Origin of the sequence: Parasphingomonas puruogangriensis (assembly GCF_036663635.1) — a bacterium.
Lineage (GTDB): Bacteria > Pseudomonadota > Alphaproteobacteria > Sphingomonadales > Sphingomonadaceae > Sphingomonas.
Map to the genome: position 1 here is coordinate 215,616 of NZ_JAXOJI010000005.1, position 23,005 is coordinate 238,620.

The 23,005-nt window shown below is 64.9% G+C and carries 25 protein-coding genes and 1 riboswitch; of the genes, 13 read left to right on the forward strand and 12 right to left on the reverse strand.

The window, feature by feature from the left end; translation table 11 throughout:
* Positions 1–96: 96 nt before the first annotated feature.
* Together U1739_RS14020 and U1739_RS14025 are read left to right on the forward strand one after the other, a co-directional pair.
* Positions 97–327, forward strand: coding sequence for a hypothetical protein (locus tag U1739_RS14020; protein WP_332709097.1), 231 nt, complete (start codon positions 97–99; stop codon positions 325–327).
* Positions 328–389: 62 nt separating this feature from the next.
* Entirely contained in the window at positions 390–821 is a 432-nt protein-coding gene (locus tag U1739_RS14025; RefSeq protein WP_332709099.1) for a hypothetical protein, read from the forward strand.
* A gap of 9 nt (positions 822–830) precedes the next feature.
* Here U1739_RS14025 and U1739_RS14030 read toward each other — a convergent pair whose 3' ends face one another.
* The 4 genes from U1739_RS14030 to crtY all read right to left on the reverse strand — a co-directional run bounded on the left by U1739_RS14030 (position 831) and on the right by crtY (position 5,316).
* The gene (locus U1739_RS14030) at positions 831–1,799 is read right to left on the reverse strand and encodes a phytoene/squalene synthase family protein (RefSeq protein ID WP_332709101.1); all 969 of its coding nucleotides are present in this window, start codon (positions 1,797–1,799) and stop codon (positions 831–833) included.
* A 118-nt stretch (positions 1,800–1,917) separates the two neighbouring features.
* A complete protein-coding gene (locus U1739_RS14035) occupies positions 1,918–2,499 on the reverse strand; it encodes an LOG family protein (RefSeq protein ID WP_332709103.1) in 582 nt (193 codons plus the stop codon).
* A gap of 163 nt (positions 2,500–2,662) precedes the next feature.
* A complete protein-coding gene (locus U1739_RS14040; protein WP_332709105.1) occupies positions 2,663–4,147 on the reverse strand; it encodes a phytoene desaturase in 1,485 nt (494 codons plus the stop codon).
* A complete protein-coding gene (gene crtY / locus U1739_RS14045; protein ID WP_332709107.1) occupies positions 4,144–5,316 on the reverse strand; it encodes a lycopene beta-cyclase CrtY in 1,173 nt (390 codons plus the stop codon). Before crtY ends, U1739_RS14040 begins: the two co-directional genes overlap by 4 nt.
* 165 nt (positions 5,317–5,481) lie before the next feature.
* Between crtY and U1739_RS14050 the strand changes: the two genes are divergently transcribed.
* The 8 genes from U1739_RS14050 to U1739_RS14085 all read left to right on the forward strand — a co-directional run bounded on the left by U1739_RS14050 (position 5,482) and on the right by U1739_RS14085 (position 13,344).
* Entirely contained in the window at positions 5,482–6,270 is a 789-nt protein-coding gene (locus tag U1739_RS14050; RefSeq protein WP_332709109.1) for a sterol desaturase family protein, read from the forward strand.
* The gene (locus U1739_RS14055) at positions 6,257–6,631 is read left to right on the forward strand and encodes a DUF2141 domain-containing protein (protein ID WP_332709111.1); all 375 of its coding nucleotides are present in this window, start codon (positions 6,257–6,259) and stop codon (positions 6,629–6,631) included. Before U1739_RS14050 ends, U1739_RS14055 begins: the two co-directional genes overlap by 14 nt.
* Before the next feature lie 93 nt (positions 6,632–6,724).
* The gene (locus tag U1739_RS14060; protein WP_332709113.1) at positions 6,725–7,588 is read left to right on the forward strand and encodes a MipA/OmpV family protein; all 864 of its coding nucleotides are present in this window, start codon (positions 6,725–6,727) and stop codon (positions 7,586–7,588) included.
* 194 nt (positions 7,589–7,782) lie between these two features.
* Positions 7,783–8,799 carry a ferritin-like domain-containing protein gene (locus U1739_RS14065; RefSeq protein ID WP_332709115.1) on the forward strand — a complete coding sequence of 339 codons (1,017 nt, stop codon included), beginning with the start codon at positions 7,783–7,785 and terminating at the stop codon, positions 8,797–8,799.
* Between the two features lie 50 nt (positions 8,800–8,849).
* A complete protein-coding gene (locus U1739_RS14070) occupies positions 8,850–9,914 on the forward strand; it encodes a ferritin-like domain-containing protein (RefSeq protein WP_332709116.1) in 1,065 nt (354 codons plus the stop codon).
* A gap of 88 nt (positions 9,915–10,002) precedes the next feature.
* Positions 10,003–10,112, forward strand: a riboswitch (TPP riboswitch).
* A gap of 41 nt (positions 10,113–10,153) precedes the next feature.
* Positions 10,154–12,067, forward strand: coding sequence for a phosphomethylpyrimidine synthase ThiC (gene thiC / locus U1739_RS14075; protein WP_332709118.1), 1,914 nt, complete (start codon positions 10,154–10,156; stop codon positions 12,065–12,067).
* A gap of 81 nt (positions 12,068–12,148) precedes the next feature.
* Positions 12,149–12,553 (forward strand): DUF5343 domain-containing protein, encoded by a 405-nt coding sequence (locus tag U1739_RS14080; protein ID WP_332709120.1) that lies wholly within the window; start codon positions 12,149–12,151, stop codon positions 12,551–12,553.
* A 203-nt stretch (positions 12,554–12,756) separates the two neighbouring features.
* Positions 12,757–13,344 (forward strand): Swt1 family HEPN domain-containing protein, encoded by a 588-nt coding sequence (locus U1739_RS14085; RefSeq protein WP_332709122.1) that lies wholly within the window; start codon positions 12,757–12,759, stop codon positions 13,342–13,344.
* Here U1739_RS14085 and U1739_RS14090 read toward each other — a convergent pair.
* Genes U1739_RS14090 through U1739_RS14105 form a run of 4 tightly spaced genes read right to left on the reverse strand, consistent with a single transcriptional unit; the run spans position 13,302 to position 14,347 of the window.
* Positions 13,302–13,532 (reverse strand): type II toxin-antitoxin system YoeB family toxin, encoded by a 231-nt coding sequence (locus tag U1739_RS14090; protein WP_332709124.1) that lies wholly within the window; start codon positions 13,530–13,532, stop codon positions 13,302–13,304. The genes U1739_RS14085 and U1739_RS14090 overlap by 43 nt on opposite strands.
* 14 nt (positions 13,533–13,546) lie before the next feature.
* Entirely contained in the window at positions 13,547–13,834 is a 288-nt protein-coding gene (locus U1739_RS14095; protein WP_332709126.1) for a type II toxin-antitoxin system RelE/ParE family toxin, read from the reverse strand.
* Positions 13,824–14,087 (reverse strand): type II toxin-antitoxin system ParD family antitoxin, encoded by a 264-nt coding sequence (locus U1739_RS14100; protein ID WP_332709128.1) that lies wholly within the window; start codon positions 14,085–14,087, stop codon positions 13,824–13,826. The genes U1739_RS14095 and U1739_RS14100 overlap by 11 nt, the downstream gene beginning before the upstream one ends.
* A 50-nt stretch (positions 14,088–14,137) precedes the next feature.
* A complete protein-coding gene (locus U1739_RS14105) occupies positions 14,138–14,347 on the reverse strand; it encodes a hypothetical protein (protein WP_332709130.1) in 210 nt (69 codons plus the stop codon).
* Positions 14,348–14,614: 267 nt separating this feature from the next.
* Here U1739_RS14105 and U1739_RS14110 point away from each other — a divergent pair, with 267 nt between their 5' ends.
* The 3 genes from U1739_RS14110 to U1739_RS14120 all read left to right on the forward strand — a co-directional run bounded on the left by U1739_RS14110 (position 14,615) and on the right by U1739_RS14120 (position 17,580).
* Complete coding sequence (locus tag U1739_RS14110) at positions 14,615–15,529, forward strand: hypothetical protein (protein WP_332709132.1); 915 nt, start codon at positions 14,615–14,617, stop codon at positions 15,527–15,529.
* Positions 15,530–15,754: 225 nt separating this feature from the next.
* Entirely contained in the window at positions 15,755–16,210 is a 456-nt protein-coding gene (locus U1739_RS14115) for a DUF4126 domain-containing protein (protein WP_332709134.1), read from the forward strand.
* Positions 16,207–17,580: an FAD-containing oxidoreductase gene (locus tag U1739_RS14120; RefSeq protein WP_332709136.1), complete on the forward strand. Its 1,374-nt coding sequence runs from the start codon at positions 16,207–16,209 to the stop codon at positions 17,578–17,580. The genes U1739_RS14115 and U1739_RS14120 overlap by 4 nt, the downstream gene beginning before the upstream one ends.
* 13 nt (positions 17,581–17,593) lie before the next feature.
* Here the strand turns inward: U1739_RS14120 and U1739_RS14125 are convergent, their stop codons facing one another.
* The 4 genes from U1739_RS14125 to U1739_RS14140 form a co-directional block, all read right to left on the reverse strand.
* On the reverse strand, positions 17,594–18,433 hold the full coding sequence (locus U1739_RS14125; protein WP_332709138.1) for a hypothetical protein: 840 nt from the start codon (positions 18,431–18,433) through the stop codon (positions 17,594–17,596).
* Positions 18,434–18,506: 73 nt separating this feature from the next.
* The gene (locus U1739_RS14130; RefSeq protein ID WP_332709140.1) at positions 18,507–19,061 is read right to left on the reverse strand and encodes a DUF3237 domain-containing protein; all 555 of its coding nucleotides are present in this window, start codon (positions 19,059–19,061) and stop codon (positions 18,507–18,509) included.
* A 12-nt stretch (positions 19,062–19,073) separates the two neighbouring features.
* On the reverse strand, positions 19,074–19,913 hold the full coding sequence (locus tag U1739_RS14135) for a shikimate dehydrogenase (RefSeq protein ID WP_332709142.1): 840 nt from the start codon (positions 19,911–19,913) through the stop codon (positions 19,074–19,076).
* 43 nt (positions 19,914–19,956) lie between these two features.
* A complete protein-coding gene (locus U1739_RS14140) occupies positions 19,957–22,983 on the reverse strand; it encodes a TonB-dependent receptor domain-containing protein (protein WP_332709144.1) in 3,027 nt (1,008 codons plus the stop codon).
* Positions 22,984–23,005: the final 22 nt, after the last annotated feature.

The following is a 23,005-nucleotide window of genomic DNA, read 5'->3' on the forward strand; positions in this document are numbered from 1 at the left end:
ACAGCCCCATGTAGGATCGGTCAAGCCCCCGTGAAAGCAATTCGTGGAACAAGAATGCCGCTTCGTCGATTTTACCGGTGAATTGGGAGATGCGACATGGAACCTTTGTTCTTCGTCATGGCCATCATGGGGTGTTCGGACGGCAGCGCGAATTGCGCCGAGGCCCGCGTCGAGCAGACGCGCTATGTCAGCTATGCGCAATGCCAGGCGGCCATGCCGGGCGCCCTCATGCGCAACAGCGACGTCGATTATCCCGTGGTCAGCGCCGCTTGCCGCAGCAGTGGCCACTCGATCGTGCAGGCCAAGCCGGATAAGAATCAGGGCTGATTGCCCGCAATCGTTGGACTGGTATGAAGCCCTTGTCGCAGTCCCGCGGCAGGGGCTTTTCCATGCGTAACGCGCGGTTGATGCGGCGGATACTCGGTATCGTGCTCGGCGCCGCCGCCGCGCTGGCGATCCTCGCCGCAATCGAGGCCGCGGCGCATTGGCTCTATCCCGTCGCGCTCGATTACGAGGCGCTGGACCGCGCGGCCCTGGCGCGCGCGGTGGCGCTGCTGCCGCTGGCCGCCAAATTGCTCGTCCTGCTCGGCTGGTTTGCCGCGACGTTCGGCGGCGCCTGGCTGGCGCTGCGGGTGTGCGATTGGCGCTGGTCGGGCTGGATCATCGCGCTGGTGATCGTGACGGGTAATGTCGCCACGCTGCTCGCATTGCCGCATCCGCTATGGATGCAGGTCTCGGCGATTGTCGCGCCGCTTGCCGGGGCATGGCTGGCGCGGCGCGTGCATCACAAGCCGTATAAGGGCGAGCCGCTGCTGGGATAACGGACGCGGCTAGCGCCGTGGCCGTGTCCAGGCGATGGTACGCGGCGCCGGCGGGTACAGCCGCTGCCGCCCCCGCGCCTCGTTCGCCGCCCGGGCGATGAATTTCACCTTCTGCCAGCCGGACGTCGTCACCCGGTGATCCCAGGCCCGTTCACCGCGCGCGGCCACGGCGCGCCCGATCGCGCCATAGATGCCCGCCGCCGACAGCACTGCCCAAGCCGAACGGAACGACAGTTTCGGCGTCCCCGCTCGCGCGCTCGCCTCGAATTCGGCCGCGCGCTCGGCCATGCGCCGTGCCAGCACCGCCAGCCGCGGGCGGAACGGCGGCTTCATATGCTGACCTGGCGGGATATCCATCTCGACGAACCATTCTTCGGGCACATAGGCGCGCCCCACCCGGTCATCCTCCTCAATATCGCGCGCGATATTGGCCAGCTGGAACGCCATGCCGAGATCGCACGCGCGGTCCAAAGTGTCCTGATCGTGCGGATCGACGCCCATCGCCACTGCCATCATGCAGCCGACCACGCCGGCGACATGGTAGCAATATTTGTACAGGTCGGCCTCGGAACGCGGCCGCCAGTCGCGCGCATCCAGCGCGAAGCCGGCGATCAGATCGCGGGCAAAGTCGTGTGGCATCTGCGTTTCGGCGGCGACGATGCGCAGCGCATCGAATGCGGGATCGCCCACCACCTGACCGGCCAGCGCCGCCTCGGTCAGCGCGGTGATCCGAGCGAGCCGTTCCGGCGCGTCGTGGATCACGGTCATGCCGTGGCCATGATCCTGCCCATCGGCGATGTCGTCGCACGCCCGGCACCAGGCATAGAGCAACCACGCCCGCTCGCGCGTGCGACGATCGAACAATTTGGACGCGGCCGCGAAGCTTTTCGAGCCGCGCGCGATCGATTCCTGCGCGGTGGCGACGATCGCATCGCGGCTGGGCAGGGCGGTATGGCTGCTCACCGGCAGCTGCCCCACGAGCGCTTCCCCGGCGAAGGCCGGGGCCCAGTAGCAATGGCAGAAGTAATCAGGCGCAGCGCCAGTTTCCCTCTGCGCCACGACTGGGCCCCGGCCTTCGCCGGGGAAGCGTCGATGCTCAAAGGTCGCTCGCCTTCATCTTGGTGATCGTCTCGATCGGCTGATGCGCTGCCATCTGCGCGAGCAGGCCGTCGAGCGCGGTATCGATCAGCAGGATGCCCTGATGCTGCGGACGCAGAAAGCCGACCTCGCCCATCTTGCCGTAAAAGGCGATCAGGTGATCATAATAGCCCGCGACATTGAGCAGTCCGACCGGTTTGGCGTGATAGCCGAGTTGCGCCCAGGAGAGCGCCTCCCACAATTCGTCCATCGTGCCGGTCCCGCCGGGCAGGTTGATGAACCCGTCGCTGAGATCGGTGAACGCCTGCTTGCGCTGGTGCATCGTGTCGACGACGTGCAGCTCGGTGCAGCCCTGATGCGCCACTTCGAGATCGACCAACGCCTGCGGGATGATGCCGATCACTTCGCCGCCGGCGTCCAGCGCGCTATCGGCCACCGCGCCCATCAGGCCGAGCCGGCCGCCGCCATAGACGACACCGATGCCGCGCTCCGCCAGCGTGCGCCCGACGTGGCGGGCGGACTCGACATAGACGGGATCCGCCGGCGTCGCCGAGCCGCAGTAAATTGCCAGGCGCTTCACTTAATTCCTCCCCCAACGGGGGAGGGGGACCACCAGCCTTCTTCAGGCTGGTGGTGGAGGGGTAGCCAAGCAGCGGTAGCTATCGTGGCTACCCCTCCACCATTCGCATGAAGAATGCGAATGGTCCCCCTTCCCCTCTGGGGGGAGGAATTAAGACTGGCAGTCACGCCTGCGCCTCCAGCATCAGCGCGGCGGTCGCTTTCGCACTGCCCACCACGCCGGGAATTCCCGCGCCCGGATGCGTGCCGGCCCCCACGAAATATAGGTTGGGAATATGATCGTCGCGATTGTGCACGCGGAACCAGGCGCTCTGCGTCAGGATCGGCTCGAGGCTGAAGGCGCTGCCCAGATGCGCGTTCAGGTCGTGCGCGAAATCCTTCGGCGTGTAGGAGAATTTCACCGTGATCCGCTCGTGGATATCGGGGATCAGCCGCCGCCCGATCTCGTCGAGGATGCGCTTTTCCAGCACCGGCGCGATCTCGTCCCAATCGACCGGGAACTTGCCCATGTGCGGCACCGGGGCCAGCGCATAGAAGCTCGAATGGCCCTCGGGCGCCAGGCTCGGATCGGTCACCGTCGGGTGATGCAGATAGAGCGAAAAGTCCTCCGGCAGCACGCCGGTATCGTAGAGATCGGCGAGCAACCCCTTGTAGCGCGGGCCGAACAGGATGGTGTGGTGCGGAATACCGGGCCAGGTGCCCTTGATGCCGAAATGGACGACGAACAAAGACGGCGAGTAACGCTTGCGCTCCAGCTTGGCCTTGGTGCGCTGCCCCGAGCGCGAGGTCTTGAGCAGGTCCTTATAGACGTGCATCACATCGCCGTTGCACGCCACCATATCGGCCGTGCCGCTCCAGCCGCTCGCCGTCGTTACGCCGGTCGCCTTGTCGCCCAGCGTCTCGATGCTGACCACCGCATCGTTCAGCATCAGCTTCCCGCCAAGCCGCTCGAAATGCGTGACCATCCCGGCGATCAGCCGGTTGGTGCCGCCCATCGCGAACCACACGCCGCCATCGCGCTCCAGCTTGTGGATCAGCGCATAGATCGCGCTGGTGGTCATCGGATTGCCGCCGACCAGCAGCGTGTGGAACGACAAGGCCTGGCGGAGATGCTCGTCCTTCACGTAGCTCGAGACGATCGAATAGACCGAACGCCAGGCCTGATATTTGGCCAAGGCCGGCGCCGCCTTGATCATCGAGGCGAAATCGAGAAACGCGACTTGGCCGAGCTTCTCATAGCCTTCCTTGAACACGCCCGCGGAATAATCGAGGAACTTGGCATAGCCCGCGACATCGTCGGGATTGAGCTGCGCGATCTGCGTGTTCAGCAGCGCATCGTCATTGGTGTAGTCGAACGTCACGCCGTCCGGCCAGTTGAGCCGGTAGAAGGGCTGCACCGGCGCCAGCGTCACGTCGTCGGCCATGTCGCGCCCGGTCAGCGCCCATAATTCCTGCAGGCAGGCCGGATCGGTGATCACCGTCGGCCCGGCATCGAACGTATAGCCGTCCTTCTCCCACACATAGGCGCGCCCGCCGGCCTTGTCGCGCGCCTCGACGACGGTCGTTTCCACGCCGGCCGATTGCAACCGGATGGCCAGCGCCAGCCCGCCAAAGCCGGCGCCAACGATGATCGCGCTACGTGGGGTCATGAAGTCACTCCGTGGATCCCGGTGATCGCGCGGATCGCGCGGCCGATCGGTACCGGCGGCTTGCCGGTGAGTATGCGTGCCTTGTCGGTCATGGTCGAGCGTCCTGCATAGAACCGGCCGATAAGCCGCGGATCAAGTCGGTAGAAGCGTTCGAGCACGCGATAGCGTTCCTCGGGCTCGGCGGCGCGGAACAGCATCTTGTCGAGCATGCGGTAGAAACCGCGCCGGCGCCACTGCGTGCGGGCAAAGCCATGCGTCAGATCGTGCAGCGCCGCGGCGCTGAGATCGCCCGCGCCGGCGATCAGGCTCGCCGTGCGCACCGCGTCCGGCAGCGAATAACCGGTGGTCGGGTGGAACAGGCCGGCGCGCATCCCGGCCTTGGCCAGGCCCGTGCCGCTGCTTGCCCAGTAAGCCTCGAAATCGCCGCCCATCGTCACCGGCAGCACGCCCGCTTCCTCGCGCGCCGCCTGCTCGATCTGCCAGCCCCGTGCGGCGACGTACTCATGCAGCCGATCCGCCAGCACGCCGCGATCCAGGTCTGGCGTGTCGCTATAATAGGTGTCCTCGACGAACATCCGCGTCGCCGCGAACGGCAGGCAATAGACGAAGCGATAGCCGTCGAGTTGCGGCACGGTCGCGTCCATCACCATCGGGCGGGGATCGTCATGCGGTTCGGCGAGGCGGAATTCGCGGCCGAGAAACTTCTGCCAGCCGCAGTCGAGCAGCCCCAGATCGCCCGGCCCGCGCGCATCGATCACGGCTTTGGCGGCGATACGGTCGCCATCCGCCAGCGTCACCTCGGTCGGGCCGACATCGATCACTTTGCGGCCCAGCAACAGCGCGCCGGCCGGCAAGGCGGCGCGCACCACGGCATCGAGTCGCTCCGACTCGATCGAATAATAGGCCGCGTCGATCTGTCGGCGATGCGCGGGGAAGGCGATATCGTAGGTGCGCCAGCCATAACTGATCAGCGGCGCGACGATCCAGCGGTCGGCCTCGTCGACATCGCTGCCGAAGAACGACCAGACGTGATTGCCGCCGATCGCCTTCGCGGCGTCGATCAGCCGCACGTCGAGCAGGGGATGCCGCCGCTTCAGCGCCAGTGCCGCCAGCCCTCCGGCCAGCCCCGCGCCGACGATCGCGACATCGCAATGTAAGGTGCTCGCCATCGATCTAGCGGGTAGCCGATCTAGGCGGCGGTGCAAGTGGACGATTTGTCCCGGCCTTCCCGGAGCGCCGCCAAGCGACCGATCGGCCCTTTTGTTTAGGGCGTCGGGAACGACCACCCCCGATCAGTACTAGGTCCGCGCGCTCCGCGTCGCTATATCGCCCCCATGTCCATTGCGCTCGCCATCCTGCTCTCCGCCGCCGCGATGACGCTGATCGTCGGCGTGCGCTACCTGATCGTCAGCGGCGCCTTCGCCGCCGCCACGCACGCGCGCCACCCCGGCCTCTATACCGGGCTCGATAAACAGATGCGCCGCGAGATCGGCTGGAGCCTCGCTTCGGCGGCGATCTACGGCGTGCCCGCCGGCGTGCTTGCCTGGGGCTGGCAGCATCGCGGCTGGACCCAGGTCTATGCCGATGTGCACGCCTACCCGCTATGGTACCTGCCGGTGTCCGTGCTGCTGTATCTGTTTGCGCACGATACCTGGTTTTATTGGACGCACCGCTGGATGCATCGCCCCAAGCCGTTCAAGCTGGCCCATGCCGTGCATCACGCCAGCCGCCCGCCGACCGCCTGGGCGGCGATGGCGTTCCACCCGATCGAGGCGCTGACCGGGGCTGTGATAATTCCGCTACTAGTGCTGCTGATTCCGATTCATGTCGCCGCGCTGGGGGTAGTACTCACCGTGATGACGGTTATGGGAGTGACCAATCACATGGGCTGGGAGATGTTTCCGGCAATGATGTGGAAGGGGCGCCTAGGGGGGTGGCTCATTACGGCCAGCCACCACCAGCGTCATCACGAGCGATATGGGTGCAATTATGGCCTCTACTTCCGGTTTTGGGATCGGCTCTGCGGCACGGACCGCGGTATCGGCGACTTCACGGCGCGCGCGCCTGAGCGTCGCGGCGTTCGGGCTGATCGCGTTCCTGCCGGGAGCGATGCCGGTCGCTGACCTGCACGTCGATATCGCCAAATTGCGCTCGGCCAAGGGCATGGTGCGGATCTGCCTGACCGCCGATCCGAAGAATTTCCCCGCTTGTGTCGATGATGCCCGCGCGATGACCCGGTCGGTGCCGGCGCGCGACACGTCGATCACCTTCGGCGCGCTGCCGCAGGGCGATTATGCGCTTGCCGTGATCCATGACGAGAATAGCAACAACAAGCTCGATACGCTGGCCGGCATCCCGCGCGAAGGCTTCGGCTTTTCGCGTAACCCGGCGATATTGTTCGGCCCGCCACGTTTCACTGCCGCCCGCTTCACGCTGGCAGGTGATGCAGAAACGCAACAGGTCCGCATGAAGTACATGTTATGACTATATTACGCTGGACCTAATGTCGGATGCCAGCGTTACGCGGGTGAAACCATCTTTACCCGTCTTTACCTCACGTTACCTGGAGTATTCTCTTTGCGCTTCACCATCCGCTGCCTGGCCCTCACCGCCGCCGCTGTCATCGCTCTCCCCGCCGCAGCGCAGGACACCACGCCGCCGCCGCCCGCGGCAGACGTCGTCACTGGTGGCGACACCGTGATGGTCGCGGTCGGCGTTGCCACCGTGCCGACGTTCGAAGGCTCGGACAAGAACCGCGTCATTCCGGCGGCGCTGATCCGCGGCTCGATTTCGGGCATCAACTTCCAGACCCGCGGCACCAACCTGCTGGTCGATCTGGTGCCCAATGCCGAGGGCCCTGGTATCGATGTGCAGCTCGGCCCCATCGTCGGTGTCAATTTCGATCGCACGCGCCGCAAGACGATCGACAATGCCCGCGTCGCCGCGCTCGGCATCCGCGACACGGCGATCGAGGTCGGCGTCTATGCCGGCATCGCCAAGACCGGCGTGATCACCTCGGATTACGATACGCTGGGCGTCAACGTCACCTACACGCAGGACGTCAACAAGGCGCATAAGAGCTATCTCGTCACGCCGACGATCAATTACGGCACGCCGCTCAGCCGCAAGGCCTATGTCGGCATTTCCGGTAACGCGACCTATGCCGGCGGCGAATATGCCGATGCCTATTTCAGCGTCACGCCGTCGCAGTCGCTGGTCAGCACGCTGCCGTCGTATAATGCCGGCAAGGGCTGGAAGAACTATTCGATCACCGGCGTCGCCACCTATGCGCTGACCGGCGATCTGCTGCACGGCCTGTCGCTCGCCGCCGGTGGCGGCTATTCGCGCCTGCTGAACGACTTTGCCGATAGCCCGATCGTGCGGTTCGAAGGCAATCGGAACCAGTGGTTCGGCGCGGTCGGACTTGCCTATACTTTCTGAAACGCCTTAACCTGTGTTATTTGCTTCCGTTTGATGCATCCAATTACACGGTCGGACGTATCTTAACCATGCATCGCTTTTCGGTGACTTTTTTGTCAGCGAGCGCGCGGTGTGTGTGTAAAGAGTGCTCCTGAATCGGCGGATCGGGTGGCTCGTTGCCATGCGATCCGCTGACGTAAAGGGAGACGGACGGCATGACTGACACCAACCAGCAGCTGATGGATGCGTTCGATGCGCGCGTCGAGCGGCGCAACGATCGACGCGAATTCTTCAAGGCTGCCTTTGGCGCCGCGGCAGTCGCAGGCGCTGGCGCCGCGGCCCTGTCGCTGGAATCGGTGGTCAACGCTCAGACCGCGCCGACCGAGCTCGAAGTGCTCAATTTCGCGCTGAATCTCGAATATCTCGAAGCGCAATTCTATCTCATCGCGCTCAATGGCCCCGATGGCGGGCTCTCCGCCGCGCTCAAGGCGAGCGGCGCGGGCGTCGCCGGCGGCACCACGCTCGGCGGCACCAAGGTCGATTTCAGCGGCGACACCGTGGTCGGCTCCTATGCCAAGGAAATTGCCGCGGACGAGCTGGCGCATGTCACCTTCCTGCGCAATCAGTTGGGCAGCTCGGCGGTCGGCATGCCGAATCTCGACATTCGCGGCGGCGTGGGTGGCCCGTTCAGCGCCGCGGCGACAGCCGCCGCTTTGCCTGGCGCGGCCACGTTCAGCCCCTATAGCTCGCCGGAGAATTTCCTGCTCGGCGCGTTCATCTTCGAAGATGTCGGCGTCACCGCCTATAAGGGTGCGGCACGCTACATCACCACGCCGACCTATATCGAGGCCGCGGCTGGGATCCTCGCGGTGGAGGCCTATCACGCGTCGATCATCCGCACCTCGCTGTACAGCAAGGGCATCCAGACCCCGTCCAAGCTGCTGATCGAAGCGACGCAGGGCATTTCCAACGCGCGCGATTCGCTCGACGGCGCACCAACGCTGAACGCGACATTGGGCATCGGCCCGGACGACGATCAGGGGGTTGGCACCGATCCGCTGACCGCCGGCGCATCGAACATCGCGCCGCTCAACGCCAACGGCCTGGCCTATAGCCGTACGCCCGGCCAAGTGCTCAACATCGTCTATCTCAACCGCGCCGCGGTCGCGATGGGCGGCTTCTTCCCCAACGGTGTCAACGGCACGATCAAGACGAGCGCAGCTTCCGGCTGATCGTTCGACTGATCCTTTCCGTTCACGACCGTCTATACAGGGAATTCGATATGATCGACCAGAACAACGCAGCCGAAATCCTCGCCGCCGTCGCCACCCGGCGCGAGGCGCGGCGCCACTTCCTCAAGGTCGCAGGCAGCGGCACGGCGGCCGTTGGCGGCCTGGCCCTGCTATCGGCCTGCGGCGGCGGCGATGACGACAGCAGCCCGACGCCGACGCCCAGCGCGACGGTCTCGCCCACCCCGACCTCGAGCACCGCGACGTTCGACCTCGACATCCTCAATTTCGCGCTCAATCTCGAATATCTCGAGGCGCAATTCTACACTTATGCAGTGACCGGCGCCGGTCTGCCGACGGCGCTGACGCAAGGCGGCGGCGGTGCTGCGCCGGGGACGGTCACCGGCGGGCAGGCGGTGGACTTTTCCGGCGATCCGCTGGTCGCCGCCTATGCTCGCGAGATCGCGGCGGACGAAGCGCAGCATGTCGCGTTCCTGCGCACCGTCATCGGCACCAGCGCGGTGGCCATGCCCAATATCAACATTTCGGGCGACGCTAACGGTGCGTTTACCGCAGCGGCGATCGCCGCCGGGGTGATTACGGCCGGGCAGACGTTCAATCCCTATTCGTCGCCGGAATTCTTCCTGCTCGGCGCGTTCATCTTCGAGGATGTCGGCGTCTCCGCTTACAAGGGCGCCGCGCCGTTGATCACCAGCAAGGACTATCTCGAGGCTGCCGCCGGCATCCTGGCGGCCGAGGCCTATCATGCCGGGCTGGTTCGCACGGTGCTGTACAACAAGGGCATCGTCACGCCCGCGCTGATCACCAACGCCAACAAGATCTCTGACGCGCGCGACAGCCTGGACGGCACCACCGGCACCGGCGCCGAACGCGATCAGGGCATCACGGTCAACGCCACGGCGACCTATGTCGGCGATGCCAATCTGGTGCCGGCCGACGGCAATGGCATCGCGTATAGCCGAACGCCATCGCAGGTGCTCAACATCGTCTATCTCAACACCGCGGCCAAGACCGCCGGCGCCTCGATGGGCGGCTTCTTCCCCAACGGGCTGAACGCCAATCTCGCCGCGTTCAAGACCAGCACCGCCAACGCCTGATCGCCGGCGCGATCGAGCTGCTAGCAGGACCGGGCGGCAACGCCCGGTCCTTTTTCGTTTGGCGTCATGCCGACAAAGGCATATGCCCGTCGCTTCCCCGGGGGGCTGCCGATCCGCAGCTGAGAGGAAGGCTGGAGCCTTCGACCCGCTGAACCTGATCCGGTTAACGCCGGCGGAGGGAGGGAGCGGTCTCCAAACCCGGAAACCGCGCTCGCTCCGTGCATATGGAGCGTATACGCATGGCCGACTTTCCCGCCCGCACCGAAATCGGCGTCACCACAGGCGCGATCCGCGGCAGCCGCAAGATCCACGTGCCCTCCGCCAATATCCCCGGCGCCGGCGTGGCGATGCGCGAGATCATGCTCGATCCCACCTGTCTCGAGCCGCCGCTTCGCGTCTACGACACGTCCGGCCCGTATACCGATCCCAACACGCTGATCGACATCAACGCCGGCCTGCACGAGCTGCGCCGCGACTGGATCCTCGCCCGCGGCGATGTCGAGGAATACGAACCCCGCGAGATCCGCCCCGAGGATAACGGCCAGCTCGGCCCCGATCGCTCCGGCGGCGTCCCGCAATATCCCGGCGCCGCCAAGCGTCCGCTCCGCGCCAAGGCCGGCCACAATGTCAGCCAGATGCACTATGCCCGCCGCGGCATCATCACGCCGGAAATGGAATATGTCGCGATCCGCGAGAATCTCGGCCGCGCCGCCGCCAAGGAGGCGCTGATCCGCGACGGCGAAAGCTTCGGCGCCAGCATCCCCGATTACGTCACGCCCGAATTCGTCCGCGACGAAATTGCGCGCGGCCGCGCGATCATCCCCAACAACGTCAACCACCCCGAATCTGAGCCGATGGCGATCGGCCGCAATTTCCTGGTCAAGATCAACGCCAATATCGGCAACTCCGCCGTTGCCTCCAACGTCGCCGCCGAAGTCGACAAGATGGTCTGGTCGATCCGCTGGGGCGCCGATACGGTGATGGACCTCAGCACTGGCCGCAACATCCATGACACGCGCGAATGGATCATCCGCAACTCCCCCGTCCCGATCGGCACCGTGCCGATCTACCAGGCGCTGGAAAAGGTCGGCGGCGTCGCCGAGGACCTGACCTGGGAAATCTTCCGCGACACGCTGATCGAGCAAGCCGAACAGGGCGTCGATTACTTCACCATCCACGCCGGCGTGCGCCTGGCCTATATCCCGATGACCGCCAAGCGAGTCACCGGAATCGTCAGCCGCGGCGGCTCGATCATGGCCAAATGGTGCCTCAGCCACCACCGCGAATCGTTCCTCTACGAGCGCTTCGACGAGATCACCGAGATCATGAAGGCCTATGACATCGCCTACAGCCTGGGCGATGGCCTGCGCCCCGGCAGCATCGCCGACGCCAATGACGAAGCGCAGTTCAGCGAGCTCTACACGCTCGGCGAACTCACCCACCGCGCCTGGAAGTCCGACGTACAGGTGATGATCGAAGGCCCCGGCCACGTGCCGATGCACAAGATCAAGGAGAATATGGACAAGCAGCTCGAAGTCTGCGGCGAAGCGCCCTTCTACACGTTGGGGCCGCTCACCACCGATATCGCGCCCGGCTATGATCACATCACCAGCGGCATCGGCGCGGCGATGATCGGCTGGTACGGCACGGCGATGCTCTGCTACGTCACCCCCAAGGAGCATCTCGGCCTCCCCGATCGCGATGACGTGAAAGTCGGCGTCGTCACCTACAAGCTCGCCGCCCACGCCGCCGATCTCGCCAAGGGCCACCCCGCCGCCAAGATGCGCGACGACGCACTGAGCCGCGCGCGCTTCGAATTCCGCTGGCGCGACCAGTTCAACCTGTCGCTCGATCCCGACACGGCGGAACAATATCACGACCAGACCCTCCCCGCAGAAGGCGCCAAGACCGCGCATTTCTGCTCGATGTGCGGGCCGAAGTTCTGCAGCATGAAGATCACGCAGGAAGTGCGGGATTTCGCGGGCAAACAAAATCAGGGCGTCGAAGGCTTCATCGCCGCCGGCCCGACCGGTGCGGAGACGGCGGCGGCGAGCAAGGCGGCGGCGATCGCCGGGATGGAAGAGATGAGCCGCGTGTTTAAGGAGACGGGGAGCCAGCTGTATATGGGCGCTGGCGGACGGGAGCATGACTAGTTGCCACACCTAAGATAGCACCGTGTCGGCGGGTTGACTTCGCACAGCTCCTCCTGCTTATTCATAGGTGGGGGAGCGATAATGGCGCTTATAAATCGACCAACACAGATTCATCAGCAGCTTGCCAAATTCTTCAACACTCTTCGTGAAGGGACTGCCCCTGAAAAATTCACACAGCAGTATCTTGTCGATATCGGATTTGGCGGCTCAAATTATCGGGTGTTGATCCCTCTTCTAAAAGAGATTGGCTTTCTCACCGCGGATGGAAGCCCGACCGAGCGCTATCGAAACTACTTGGACTCATCTCGATCGAGGCAGGTTTTAGGAGAGGCTTTACAAGAGGCGTATTCGGATCTTTTTACGATCACTAAAAATCCTACAAAGTCGGATCGTGACAAAATTACGGGCAAGTTTAAAAGCACGTTCAATCTATCCGATCTTCAGGCAGAGCGATGTGCAAATACATTCCTCGCGCTGACTGACTGAATTAGCCGATTTATCTAGCTCAGCAACCGGAACGACACCCGAGGGGGCAGTGCCGCCGCCGCCAATAGCGGCCACATCAGATGTCGAGAAGATCAACGCAGGGCGGATTATCGGTCTAAAATACGATATTGCAATCCACCTGCCGCCAACGAAAGACATTGAGGTTTATAACGCTATATTTAAATCACTTCGGGAGCACTTGGTTGACTAGCGCTGCCCTTAGAGATTTCATATTCAGAGGCATGCTCTTTGATGCCGAGGCGGAGCAATTTAGAAAAGCTGGTATCCGTATCGGGTTAGACCGTTCAGAGTCCGAAGAAGCTTTGCTTTTAGAAGCACTATCGCAATTTGGTATAAAACGTCGAAACGATGCGCTTGAGATGGCGCGCTTATACGCGGTGCTACACGCATTTGAGAACGAAATACGGCGCCTAGTGCGCGATACGTTTGATGAAAATGTCCAGGGATCTTGGTGGGACGGAGACACAATACCCAAAAGGATACGGGACAAAGCTGAATCTCGTAGAAAGACCGCATTGGATGATAGCTGGCTAGAAGGGGGCAAAGATGACAATTTGGAATATGTTGACTTTGGAGATTTATCGCAAATAGTAATAGCTAATTGGGACTTTTTTAAAGAGATCATACCTAGTCAGAGTTGGCTTAATCAAATAATGGTTGAACTAGAGAAAGCAAGAAACTTTGTAGCCCACAACCGAATGCTTTTGCCGAATGAGTTTCAGCGGATCTATATGTATATATCAGACTGGAACAAAACGGTAGGAATTTGAATATCAGTAAATGATATCGCACCTGCGCCACCTGCGTATCCCGCTCCCTTCACCCGATACAGGAGTCGCTGCTCCCACCCGATCCGCCGTGACCACCAACCCGACTGATCGCCGCCGAGCGGCTCCGGCCTACCGGTGCTCTTGAACGAATGGCGGCGGCGTTCCTCGATTTGGCGAAGGGATATCAACTAGCCAGCTGCCGCTAAAAATGGCGGTAGACGTCCATCGTGGCATGCAGGATGCGCTGGATAACGATGGTGCGGTCTTCAGCCACATAAAAGATCCGATGCCGCTGGCAGGCAAGCGAGCGGATCGCTGGCGCAACCGCCGGGTACTCTTCGCCGATCTCCGGATAGAGCAGAATCCTTCGAAATGCCTGCTCGATCGCGTCGAGATAGGCGATCGCGCGGTCCACGCCGAACCGCTCGACGCTATAATCCCGGATATCGGCCAGATCGGCTTCGGCCCGGCGGCTTAGCTTAAGCCGCATCGACGCTCCGGGTGCGCTCCCGCAGCCCGGCGCGCAATTCTTCGAGATACTCGAATGGCTCGCGCTCGCTCACCCCCGACGCCAGCCCTTCGTCGATCGCCGCCTGTAGCGCTTTGAGCTTCACAGCATATTCCTGGTCTCTTCGTACCAGATCGACGACATAGTCGCTGGGGCTGCCGTATCCCCCCTCGGCCACACGCGCATCGGCCCAGTGCTGCAGATCGTCGGAAAGTGAAACGGTCACCTGCGCCATCGATCGAATTTACGACATCGTACCGCATCGGACAAGCGGCGCGGCAACCGCTACTTGCGCAGTTCCTTCGATGCCAGATCGTCCACCCGCTGCTTGCCGTCCTTGATCCCGTCCCAATCGGCGCTGCCGAAGGCGTAGCGGCTCGAGGGTATGGCATCGCCGTCCATCGTCTGGTCGAGCATCTGATGCGTCGCACGCCGCACGCGCCGGGCATGCTGCTGCTTCCACGGCTTGTCGCTCGGCGCGGTCGTGTGCCCCACGAATGGGGAAGACTTGCGGCTCCTGCTCACCCCTCGTCCAAGCGCGCGTCAACCCAGTGCGGGAGGTTGTCGGAAAGTGAAACGGTCATCCGCGCCATCGTTGTAATTTACGATATCGCACCGAAACAACAAGCAGCGTGATCGTGTCGTACGATTGCACCGCCCAGTCTTTGATGGATGCGCAACCGCCACACCTCGCCAACAAAACGTCCAACAAACACCCACCCCCGCTGTCCTACACGCGCGCCATATGATCCAAACTGTCGGATGACCGACTCATCCGATCCCGCCGCCCGCGCCGCCGCCGATCCCTCGGCTGCCGCGCTCCCCGCCACCCCCCAATCCGGTGCCCCGCCGCCCGCGCGCGACGCGCACGGCTTCGATCCGAACGAGTTCGAATGGCGCCCGGTCGCGCGCCGCCCGCGGTCCGATGGCTGGACGTCCGAGGTGCAGCGCGCCTTCATCGATGCGCTGGCCGATACCGGCCTCGTCTCCGCAGCCGCGCAAGCGGTGAACATGTCGGTGCAGAGCTGCTATCGCCTGCGCCGCGCAGCCGGATCGGAGAGTTTCGCCGCGGCCTGGCACGCCGCGCTCGCCGCCGCGGCGGAGCGCGTGCTCGACATCGCCTTCGAGCGTGCGATCCAGGGCGAGGACGTGCCGGTGTTCAAGGATGGCCAGCGCGTCGGCTCGGTCACCCGCTATAACGATCGCATGGCGATGTTCATCATGCGCGCCTATCTGCCCGATCGCTTCCGCTTCGCGCATGACGATGTCCGCCGCGGGCACGAGCCGCTGCCGCGCCCCGAACCGACCGTCGCCGAAGCGGCGCACAAGCTCGCCCCGGTCACGCCGGCCGCGCCACAGCTGCTGACGCCGCCCGACATCATGGACGATTACATCGCCGGCGCGCGTGGCGTGGCCGAGGTCTATGCCGATTACCCGCTCGACACGCCCGAACCTTATGTCTGGCCGCGCCAGGACGAGACGCGCTGGGCGGCATCGGCGCCGCGCCAGACCGAGCCCGAAGCGCCTTCCGATGGTCCGCGCTGGCAAGACTATGTCGAGCCCAGCGGCCCGCCCAGCGACGCGGAATATGGCGATGTCGCTGACGACGACCTCGACGATGACGACCTGGACGACGACGCCCTCGATGATGCCGACCTCGATGCCGACAAGGACTGAACCGGCCCGGCGCGATCCGGCGTCGGCCGCCATTGGCCTAACCTTAGCCTAACTTTCGGCGGCTCGGCGTCGTTTGCCCTAACCTTAGCCTAACTTTCCGCCCCGCCGGGCAAAGCTCGCGGGGCCATGACCTGTGCCAAATCCATGCTATAGGTCGCGTGCGTACCTGTTCCCCTGCTCCCGCATCCCCGCCGCCCCACGCGGCCAGCACAGGAACCACTGCTTATGCTCCTTCTCGCCTTTCTTATCGGTATCGTCGCCGGCCTGCGCGCGATGACCGCGCCCGCCGCGGTCGCCTGGGCCGCACAGCTCGGCTGGATCTCGCTCGATGGCACCTGGCTGGCCTTTCTCGGCTATCGCTTCACGCCGTGGATCTTCACCGTCCTCGCGCTCGCCGAGCTGGTCACCGATCAATTGCCCTCCACGCCCAGCCGCAAGGTGCCGCCGCAATTTGCCGCGCGCGTGATCCTGGGCGGCCTGAGCGGCGCGGCGCTCGGCGCCAATGGTGGGGCGCTGGCGCTGGGCGCGGCGTTCGGCGTGGTCGGCGCGGTGTTCGGCACCTATGGCGGCGCCTGGGCGCGCGGCCGGCTGGCGGCGGCGTTCGGCAGCGATCGGCCGGCGGCGTTGCTAGAGGATCTCGTTGCGATCGGCGGCGCTTTCCTGATCGTCTCGGCGGCATGACCCGCACGTTCGATGCGATCGTCATCGGCGCGGGCCAGGCCGGCCCGTCGCTCGCCGGGCGGCTGGTCGCGGCGGGGCAGAAGGTCGCGCTGATCGAGCGCGACCGGATCGGCGGCACCTGCGTCAATACCGGCTGCACGCCGACCAAGGCGATGGTCGCCAGCGCCTATGCCGCGCACCTCGCGCGCCGCGCCGGCGACTATGGCGTCGGCACCGGCGCGGTGACGATTGATTTCCCCAGGATCGTGGCGCGCGCGCAAGCCATTGCCGGTGCCTCGCGCGGCCGCAACGAGACGTGGTTGGACGGGCTCGATGGGCTGACCGTGCTGCACGGCGATGCCACGCTCACCGGGCGCGACACTGTCACGGTGAATGGCGAAACGCTGCAGGCGCCGCGCATCTTCCTCAACGTCGGTGGGCGCGCCCACCGGCCGGACATGCCGGGGATCGGCGACGTCACGACACTCACCAATGTCGAGCTGCTCACGCTGGACACATTGCCCGAGCATCTCGTGGTGGTCGGCGGCAGCTATATCGGGCTTGAATTCGCGCAGATGTTTCGCCGCTTCGGGTCGCAGGTGACGATCGTCGAAATGGCGCCGCGGCTGATCGCGCGCGAAGATCCGGACGTGTCGCAAGCGATCCGCGAGATGCTCGAGGCGGAGGGCATCGCCGTGCGCACCGATGCGACATGCATCGCCTTCGCCAAGCGCGCCGACGGGATCGGCGTGCAGGTCGATTGCGCCGATGGCGCACCGGAAGTGGTCGGCAGCCACATGCTGCTGGCGACCGGGCGGCGGCCCAATACCGACGGGCTCGGGCTGGGGGCGGCGGGGGTCGCGACCGACAAGAAGGGCTATATCATCGTCGACGATATGCTCGCCACCAACGTCCCCGGCATCTGGGCGCTGGGCGATTGCAACGGCCGCGGTGCCTTCACGCACACCGCGTATAACGATTACGAGATCGTCGCCGCCAATCTGCTCGACGGCGGTGACCGTCGCCTGAGCCAGCGCGTGCCCGGCTATGCGCTGTACACCGATCCCCCACTCGGCCGCGTCGGCCTGACCGAAGCGCAGGCGCGCGAGCGCGGCCGGCCGCTGCTCGTCTCGACCCGCCCGATGGCGCGTGTCGCCCGCGCGATCGAGAAAGGCGAGACGGTCGGGCTGATGAAGCTGGTCGCCGATGCCGAGACGCGCCGCATCCTCGGCGCCGCGATCCTCGGCGTCGGCGGCGACGAGGCGATCCATGGTATCCTCGACATGATGAACGCGGATCAGCCGCTCGATGCGCTGCGCTGGGCGGTGCCGATCCATCCTACAGTCGCAGAATTGATCCCCACCTTGCTGGTCGATCTGAAACCGGAATGACGCCGTGCGCCCCTCAGCCTTGCTGCGAAATTCGCTCGAGATGCGCGTATTCCAGGTCGCTCAGCGTCGGTGCGGCGTCGGTACGATGCCAACGATAGATCGGCAGCGTGGTCGCCAGCGACGCGCACTGGGCCAGCACAATCGCGTCTCGCCCCAGCAGGCGCGGCACGGCAGGCCGGTGGCGACTGGCCAGCAGCTCCGGCATGGCCGCCACTGGCGTCAATCGCTCGAACTGCGGCGCACCGCCGCCACGGTCGAGCAGCAGCACCGCGCCGAGCGGCGCGCGCCGCACCCCGTGCGCCGCCGGCTGGATCGCGCGCGCACCGCCTATCGTCACACGCCAAAAATACCCTCCTGCGAGCCCGCTGCCGAGCGGCACGGGCCGGTCGCCATCGATCGCCAGCGTATCGTCCCCCACCATCGCCGCGCCGCGCGCTAGCAAGGCCGCAAGCATGGTGGATTTCCCGCTGCCCGTCGCCCCGCCGATCACCAGCGCGCGCGCCGCCCCGGGCAGCACCACCGCGGCGGCGTGCAGCACCAATCGCCGCCCCAGCCACAACCAGGCCGGCAATGCCGTGGCGATCAGCAACGCGGCGATATCGGCGTCGACCGCGCCTTGCAGCGGCGTCACCGCGATCGCCGACGGCGTGATGCGATAGGCGCCGACACCGGGCGGGGTGAACATCAGCGCGTCAGCGTCGTGCTGGTACAGCGGCGCGGTTGGCAGCGTCGGTGCGGGGGCGTTGAGCACGATGCGCAAATCGGCCGGCGCTGGGCCGTCCGGCAACGGCATCGCACCGGGCAAATCGAGCGCCGACTCGACCACATGATCATAGGCCAGAAAGCGCGCCATGCTTGACCTCCACTCCTCCCGCCGAGCGTTATCGACGCCGGGTGTCGGAATGGAAAGCGCCGTTACCGCCTGCCTAGCCGACCTCGTAGATGTTCACCTCGACCGTCTGCGGATGGCGGATGCCGACCGCGACGAACACGCGCTGCCGCAGCCAATCGTGCTTGGCCCCGGTGGGCGAGAAACGCGGCGTGGTGCGGAAATAATAGAGTGCAGGATCGAGATCCTTGCCGGCGGTCAGGCGGGCGATGATCGCCGGCGTGGCGACGCGTACGCCGGGATTGTCGATTTCGACCACCGTTCCGTCGCTTGCCTGCAGCGCATAGCGCGCATGGATTTCGGTCGTGCCGTCGGCGCCGATCGTCTGCCAGTCGCCCCCGCCGGGCAGCACGATGCCGCTCAACTTCGGGCCGGAGACGGTGCCGCCGGTGATCGGGATGAAGCGGCGACGGCCGGTCGGCACCGTGCCCAGCTCCACCGGAACGCCCAACGTCACGACCAGGCGGAAGACGAAGGTCAGCGCGGGCGCGTCGGCGGCGGCGGCGTGGGCAGGGGCGAAAAGGGCGGCAGCGGCAACAGCCGCGCTGGCCGAAGCGCGGACCAAGGCGCGGCGAGTGATCGGTGTGGTCATGCTCGCGATCCTTTACGTGGCGAAGAAGCTCGCCCGCATCCGCGCCCGGTCGGCCGGCGCTCCGGTGATGATCTCGAACGCGGACGCCGCCTGGTTGATCACCATCCCGCTGCCGTCCAGCGTACGACAGCCCTTAGCGCGGGCAACCCGCAGCAATTCGGTTTCGAGCGGGAAATAGACGATATCGGCAACCCAGTGGCGCGGCTCGATCCGCGCGGGGTCGATCGGCATGCCGGGATTGGCCGCGAGGCCAACCGGTGTCGCATTGACGATCCCATCGACCGTGTCGGTGGCGCGATCGTCGGCGTCACGCACGCCGACCCGCTCCGCCCCGAAGCGGTTGGCCAGCATCGTCACCAAGGCGTTTGCCCGGTCGCGGTCGATATCGCCGATGTCGAGCCGCTCCACCCCGAGCGACAGCAACGCGCTCGCCACCGCCGCGCCGGCGCCCCCGGCACCAAGCTGCAGCACGCGACGCATGGCCGCGCCGGCCAGCCCGTCGACGACGCTTTGGCGAAAGCCGGACATGTCCGTATTGTAGCCGATCAGCCGGCCGTCGCGGATCGCCACGGTGTTGACCGCGCCGACGATCTCGGCGCTGTCGTCGAGCGCGTCGAGCAACGCGATCACCTGTTGTTTGAACGGATAGGTGACGTTGAAGCCGACCAGCCCGGCGTCACGCAATTCGGTGACCATGGTGCCCAGCGCGTTATCGTTGAGCCCGCGCTGGGTGAAGTCATAGATATCGTAGCGCAGGGCGAGCCCCTGCGCTTGCGCCTCCTGCTCGTGCAGCCAGGGCGAGCGTGAGGCGAGAATGGCGCGACCGATCAGCCCCGAGCGCAGCATGTTCATGGTCGTCGGGGCGCCGCGCGCGTCGGCGCCCCCGTCCGGCGCATCAGAAATTGAACTTTACCCCGGCATAGAAGGATCGACCGATCGGATCGTACAACGCAACGTCGGTGCCGTTCTGCGAACTGGCCACGAATGGCAATCCCTTGTCGGTCAGGTTGTTGACGCCGGCGCGCAGTTCGAAGCGGTCGTTGATGCGGACGTTCGTAAACAGGTCGAACAGGGAATAAGCGGGCACGCCGACCTGCGCGGTGGCCGGGGTGAGCACGGTGCTCACGTCGGCGAGCGAATCCTGGAAGCGCCAGCGCAGGCCCAGGCCGAACGCGTCGGAGCGATAGCCGACCGTGGTCAAGCTCTTCCATTTCGGCGTGGCGCGCGGCGGGACCGAGCCGGTGCCGGCGCCGCCATTGCTGATCCCGGTATAATCGAGGAATGGCGTGCCGGGCAGCAACTGCACCTTGTAGCTGCGGGTCCAGCCCACCGCGGCATCCGCATATACTTTGCTGCCCTCGCTCAGAAACGCGGTCGGGAAGCCGATATGGGCCTGGAATTCGACGCCATCGGTGCGCAGTCCGCCCAAATTGAGGAACGGAGTCGAGACGTTGACGATCTGCCCGGTCGCGTCGCGCTGGATCAGCTGGCAATTGGCGTTGGTCGCGGCGTAAGTCGGGTTGGAGCCGTCGAGATTGAAGCATTTCGACAGCACGGTCAGGCCCGGTACCGGCGAGATCACGTTGTTGATCTTGATGTTGTAATAATCGATCGACAGCGAGAAATCCTGCAGGAAGCCCGTCGCAAACGGCGAATCCAGCACGAAGCCGAAATTGTAGGTGGTGGCCTTTTCCGGCGTCAGCGCGCGGTTACCGGCAATGATCTGGCCGGTGGCGGTGGTCGGGAACGTATAGCTGGAAATCGCCGCAGCAGGCACGCCCTGCGCGACGCAGAGTGTCGCGACCTGCGCGCCATTGGCGCCGGTGCGGGCGGTGGATCGTACGTCGCACGGATCGCCCAGGGAGCCCGGCGGCGTACCGATGACCAGCTGCGTGCCCGAGGCCGGCGCGAACAGTTCGCCGATGTTGGGCGCGCGCACCGCGCGTTGATAACTGCCGCGGAACAGCAGATCCTTGATCGGCCGCCAGCGCACATCGCCTTCATAGCTGGTGACGCTGCCGGTGGTCGAATAATCCGAGATGCGCGCCGCGCCGCCAATGCCCAGCTCCTGGAAGAACGGGCGGTCGGCGAGCAACGGAATGTCGAGCTGAATGGCGGCTTCCTTGAGCGCGATCTTGCCCGAAGCGGCTTGCGAGGCGATGATCGATTCCAGCCCCTGTGCGGCCAGATCGCTGTCCGGCACGAAATCATATGTGTTGCGGCGATAATCGGCGACGATGGCGACCTGCGCATCGCCCGCGCCAAGATCGAACAGCCGTCCGTTGATCTGCCCCTGGACCTGTGTCTGCGACACCTTCTCGCGCGAGAAGCCGCTCTTGGTGATGTAGGCGACGCACGCTGGCGACAGGCCGCGGGCATTAGCGTCCCCGAACGGATTATAGCCACCCGCGCACAGCGACTGGCCGCCGTCTGCCGCGTTGAGCAAGGTCTGCACGCGGCTCTTCACCACGGCGGAGCTGATCGTCTGGCTGTGGACCGATTGGTCATAGGCGGCGAATGCATCGAACGTCCAGCCGGAGGCAATCTCGCCGCGCAGACCGAACAGATATTGCTGTACGTCATATTGTTCGGCGAAACCCTTATAGGGCACGCCGACATAGCGGCCGTTGATCGTGAACGGCGCCGCGGCATTGGGCCGCGAAGCGAGGATGGTGCGCAGGTCGGTGGGGATGAACGGATTGGTCACCGGGACGGTATTGATCGCACCGAACTGCGTCAGGCTGCCGCCGCTTTCGGTCTGTACGTTGAGATCGACATACATGAACTGGCCGTAAGCGGTGAGTTTCGGCGCGATCTCGTAATCGGCTTTGAGGAACGCGGTCTTGCGCTCCAGCCCATTGTAGAAATCGATCTGCTGGCCGACCGGCATGCGCACATTGCCGGCGACCGTCAGATAGCCCTGGCCATTGGTCGGCCCGCGATAATTGACCGCGCCGGTCTGCACGAACAGCGAGCCATCATTGTTGAAACCGAGATTGAGCAACGGATTGCGCGTGCCGGTGACGCCATAGCCACCGAAGACGTTTTGCACGACCGCGGCGCTCGGCGCATTGGTCGCGCTGGGCACGTAGGTGCCGGTGCCGATGAACGACGACGGGGTCTTGTCGTAGAAGAAGTCGCGCGTGCTGCCATTGACCGGATCCTGCTTGGCATAGCTGAATGCCGCGATCACGTTGCCGCGGTCGCCGCCGAAGCTCGAGCCGAACGCCACCGACCCGTTGAAGCGATAGGCGTCGCCGCGCTCGCTGATCGTGTTCATCAGATCGACGCGCACGCCCTGCAACTTGCGCAATGTCTTGAAGTTGACCACGCCCGACATGGCGTCCGATCCGTAGACCGCCGAGGCGCCGCCGGTGATCACGTCGATACCCTCGATGATCGCATCCGGCAGGATGTTGATATCGACATTGCCGTTAATGTCGGAGGACGGCAGGCGGCGGCCATCGAGCAACACCAGGTTGCGGTTGGTGCCCAGCCCGTGAAGGTTGATCGAGGCGCGGCCGCCGGTGCCCTGGCCGCCGGTGCCGGCATTGCCGCCGGTGGTGAAACTGGGAAATTGGTTGAGCGCATCCTGCAGCGTTGCGGTGCCGGATTCCTTGATCGCGGTTTCGCCGACGCTGACGATCGGGCTGACCGACGTATTGTTGGGGCGCTGGATCAGCGATCCGGTGACGACGATGTCGGGGCCGCTCTCCTCTTCGACGGCGGCGCGGGTCGGCGCTTCGACGCTGTCGGTCTGGGCTGCGGCGGTCGATGCCTCGCCGGGAACGGTGATCTGGCCCGCGGTGGTTTCGGGCCCGGTGCTGCCCACTGCTTGTCCGGCGGCAGGCGTCGCGGCGAGCGTGACGGCAAGAATCGAAACGGACGCGGTTAATCCCAGGCGATTCGCATAATGGCGCATCATCATATCCTCCCCATGACCC

Coding starts and splice junctions, on each gene's coding strand:
- U1739_RS14020 (WP_332709097.1), top strand. CDS start 97: ATGGAACCTTTGTTCTTCGTCATGGCCATCATGGGGTGTTCGGACGGC.
- U1739_RS14025 (WP_332709099.1), top strand. CDS start 390: ATGCGTAACGCGCGGTTGATGCGGCGGATACTCGGTATCGTGCTCGGC.
- U1739_RS14040 (WP_332709105.1), bottom strand. CDS start 4,147: ATGACCCCACGTAGCGCGATCATCGTTGGCGCCGGCTTTGGCGGGCTG.
- crtY (WP_332709107.1), bottom strand. CDS start 5,316: ATGGCGAGCACCTTACATTGCGATGTCGCGATCGTCGGCGCGGGGCTG.
- U1739_RS14050 (WP_332709109.1), top strand. CDS start 5,482: ATGTCCATTGCGCTCGCCATCCTGCTCTCCGCCGCCGCGATGACGCTG.
- U1739_RS14055 (WP_332709111.1), top strand. CDS start 6,257: ATGCCGGTCGCTGACCTGCACGTCGATATCGCCAAATTGCGCTCGGCC.
- U1739_RS14065 (WP_332709115.1), top strand. CDS start 7,783: ATGACTGACACCAACCAGCAGCTGATGGATGCGTTCGATGCGCGCGTC.
- U1739_RS14070 (WP_332709116.1), top strand. CDS start 8,850: ATGATCGACCAGAACAACGCAGCCGAAATCCTCGCCGCCGTCGCCACC.
- thiC (WP_332709118.1), top strand. CDS start 10,154: ATGGCCGACTTTCCCGCCCGCACCGAAATCGGCGTCACCACAGGCGCG.
- U1739_RS14080 (WP_332709120.1), top strand. CDS start 12,149: ATGGCGCTTATAAATCGACCAACACAGATTCATCAGCAGCTTGCCAAA.
- U1739_RS14095 (WP_332709126.1), bottom strand. CDS start 13,834: ATGCGGCTTAAGCTAAGCCGCCGGGCCGAAGCCGATCTGGCCGATATC.
- U1739_RS14100 (WP_332709128.1), bottom strand. CDS start 14,087: ATGGCGCAGGTGACCGTTTCACTTTCCGACGATCTGCAGCACTGGGCC.
- U1739_RS14110 (WP_332709132.1), top strand. CDS start 14,615: ATGACCGACTCATCCGATCCCGCCGCCCGCGCCGCCGCCGATCCCTCG.
- U1739_RS14115 (WP_332709134.1), top strand. CDS start 15,755: ATGCTCCTTCTCGCCTTTCTTATCGGTATCGTCGCCGGCCTGCGCGCG.
- U1739_RS14120 (WP_332709136.1), top strand. CDS start 16,207: ATGACCCGCACGTTCGATGCGATCGTCATCGGCGCGGGCCAGGCCGGC.
- U1739_RS14125 (WP_332709138.1), bottom strand. CDS start 18,433: ATGGCGCGCTTTCTGGCCTATGATCATGTGGTCGAGTCGGCGCTCGAT.
- U1739_RS14130 (WP_332709140.1), bottom strand. CDS start 19,061: ATGACCACACCGATCACTCGCCGCGCCTTGGTCCGCGCTTCGGCCAGC.
- U1739_RS14135 (WP_332709142.1), bottom strand. CDS start 19,913: ATGAACATGCTGCGCTCGGGGCTGATCGGTCGCGCCATTCTCGCCTCA.
- U1739_RS14140 (WP_332709144.1), bottom strand. CDS start 22,983: ATGCGCCATTATGCGAATCGCCTGGGATTAACCGCGTCCGTTTCGATT.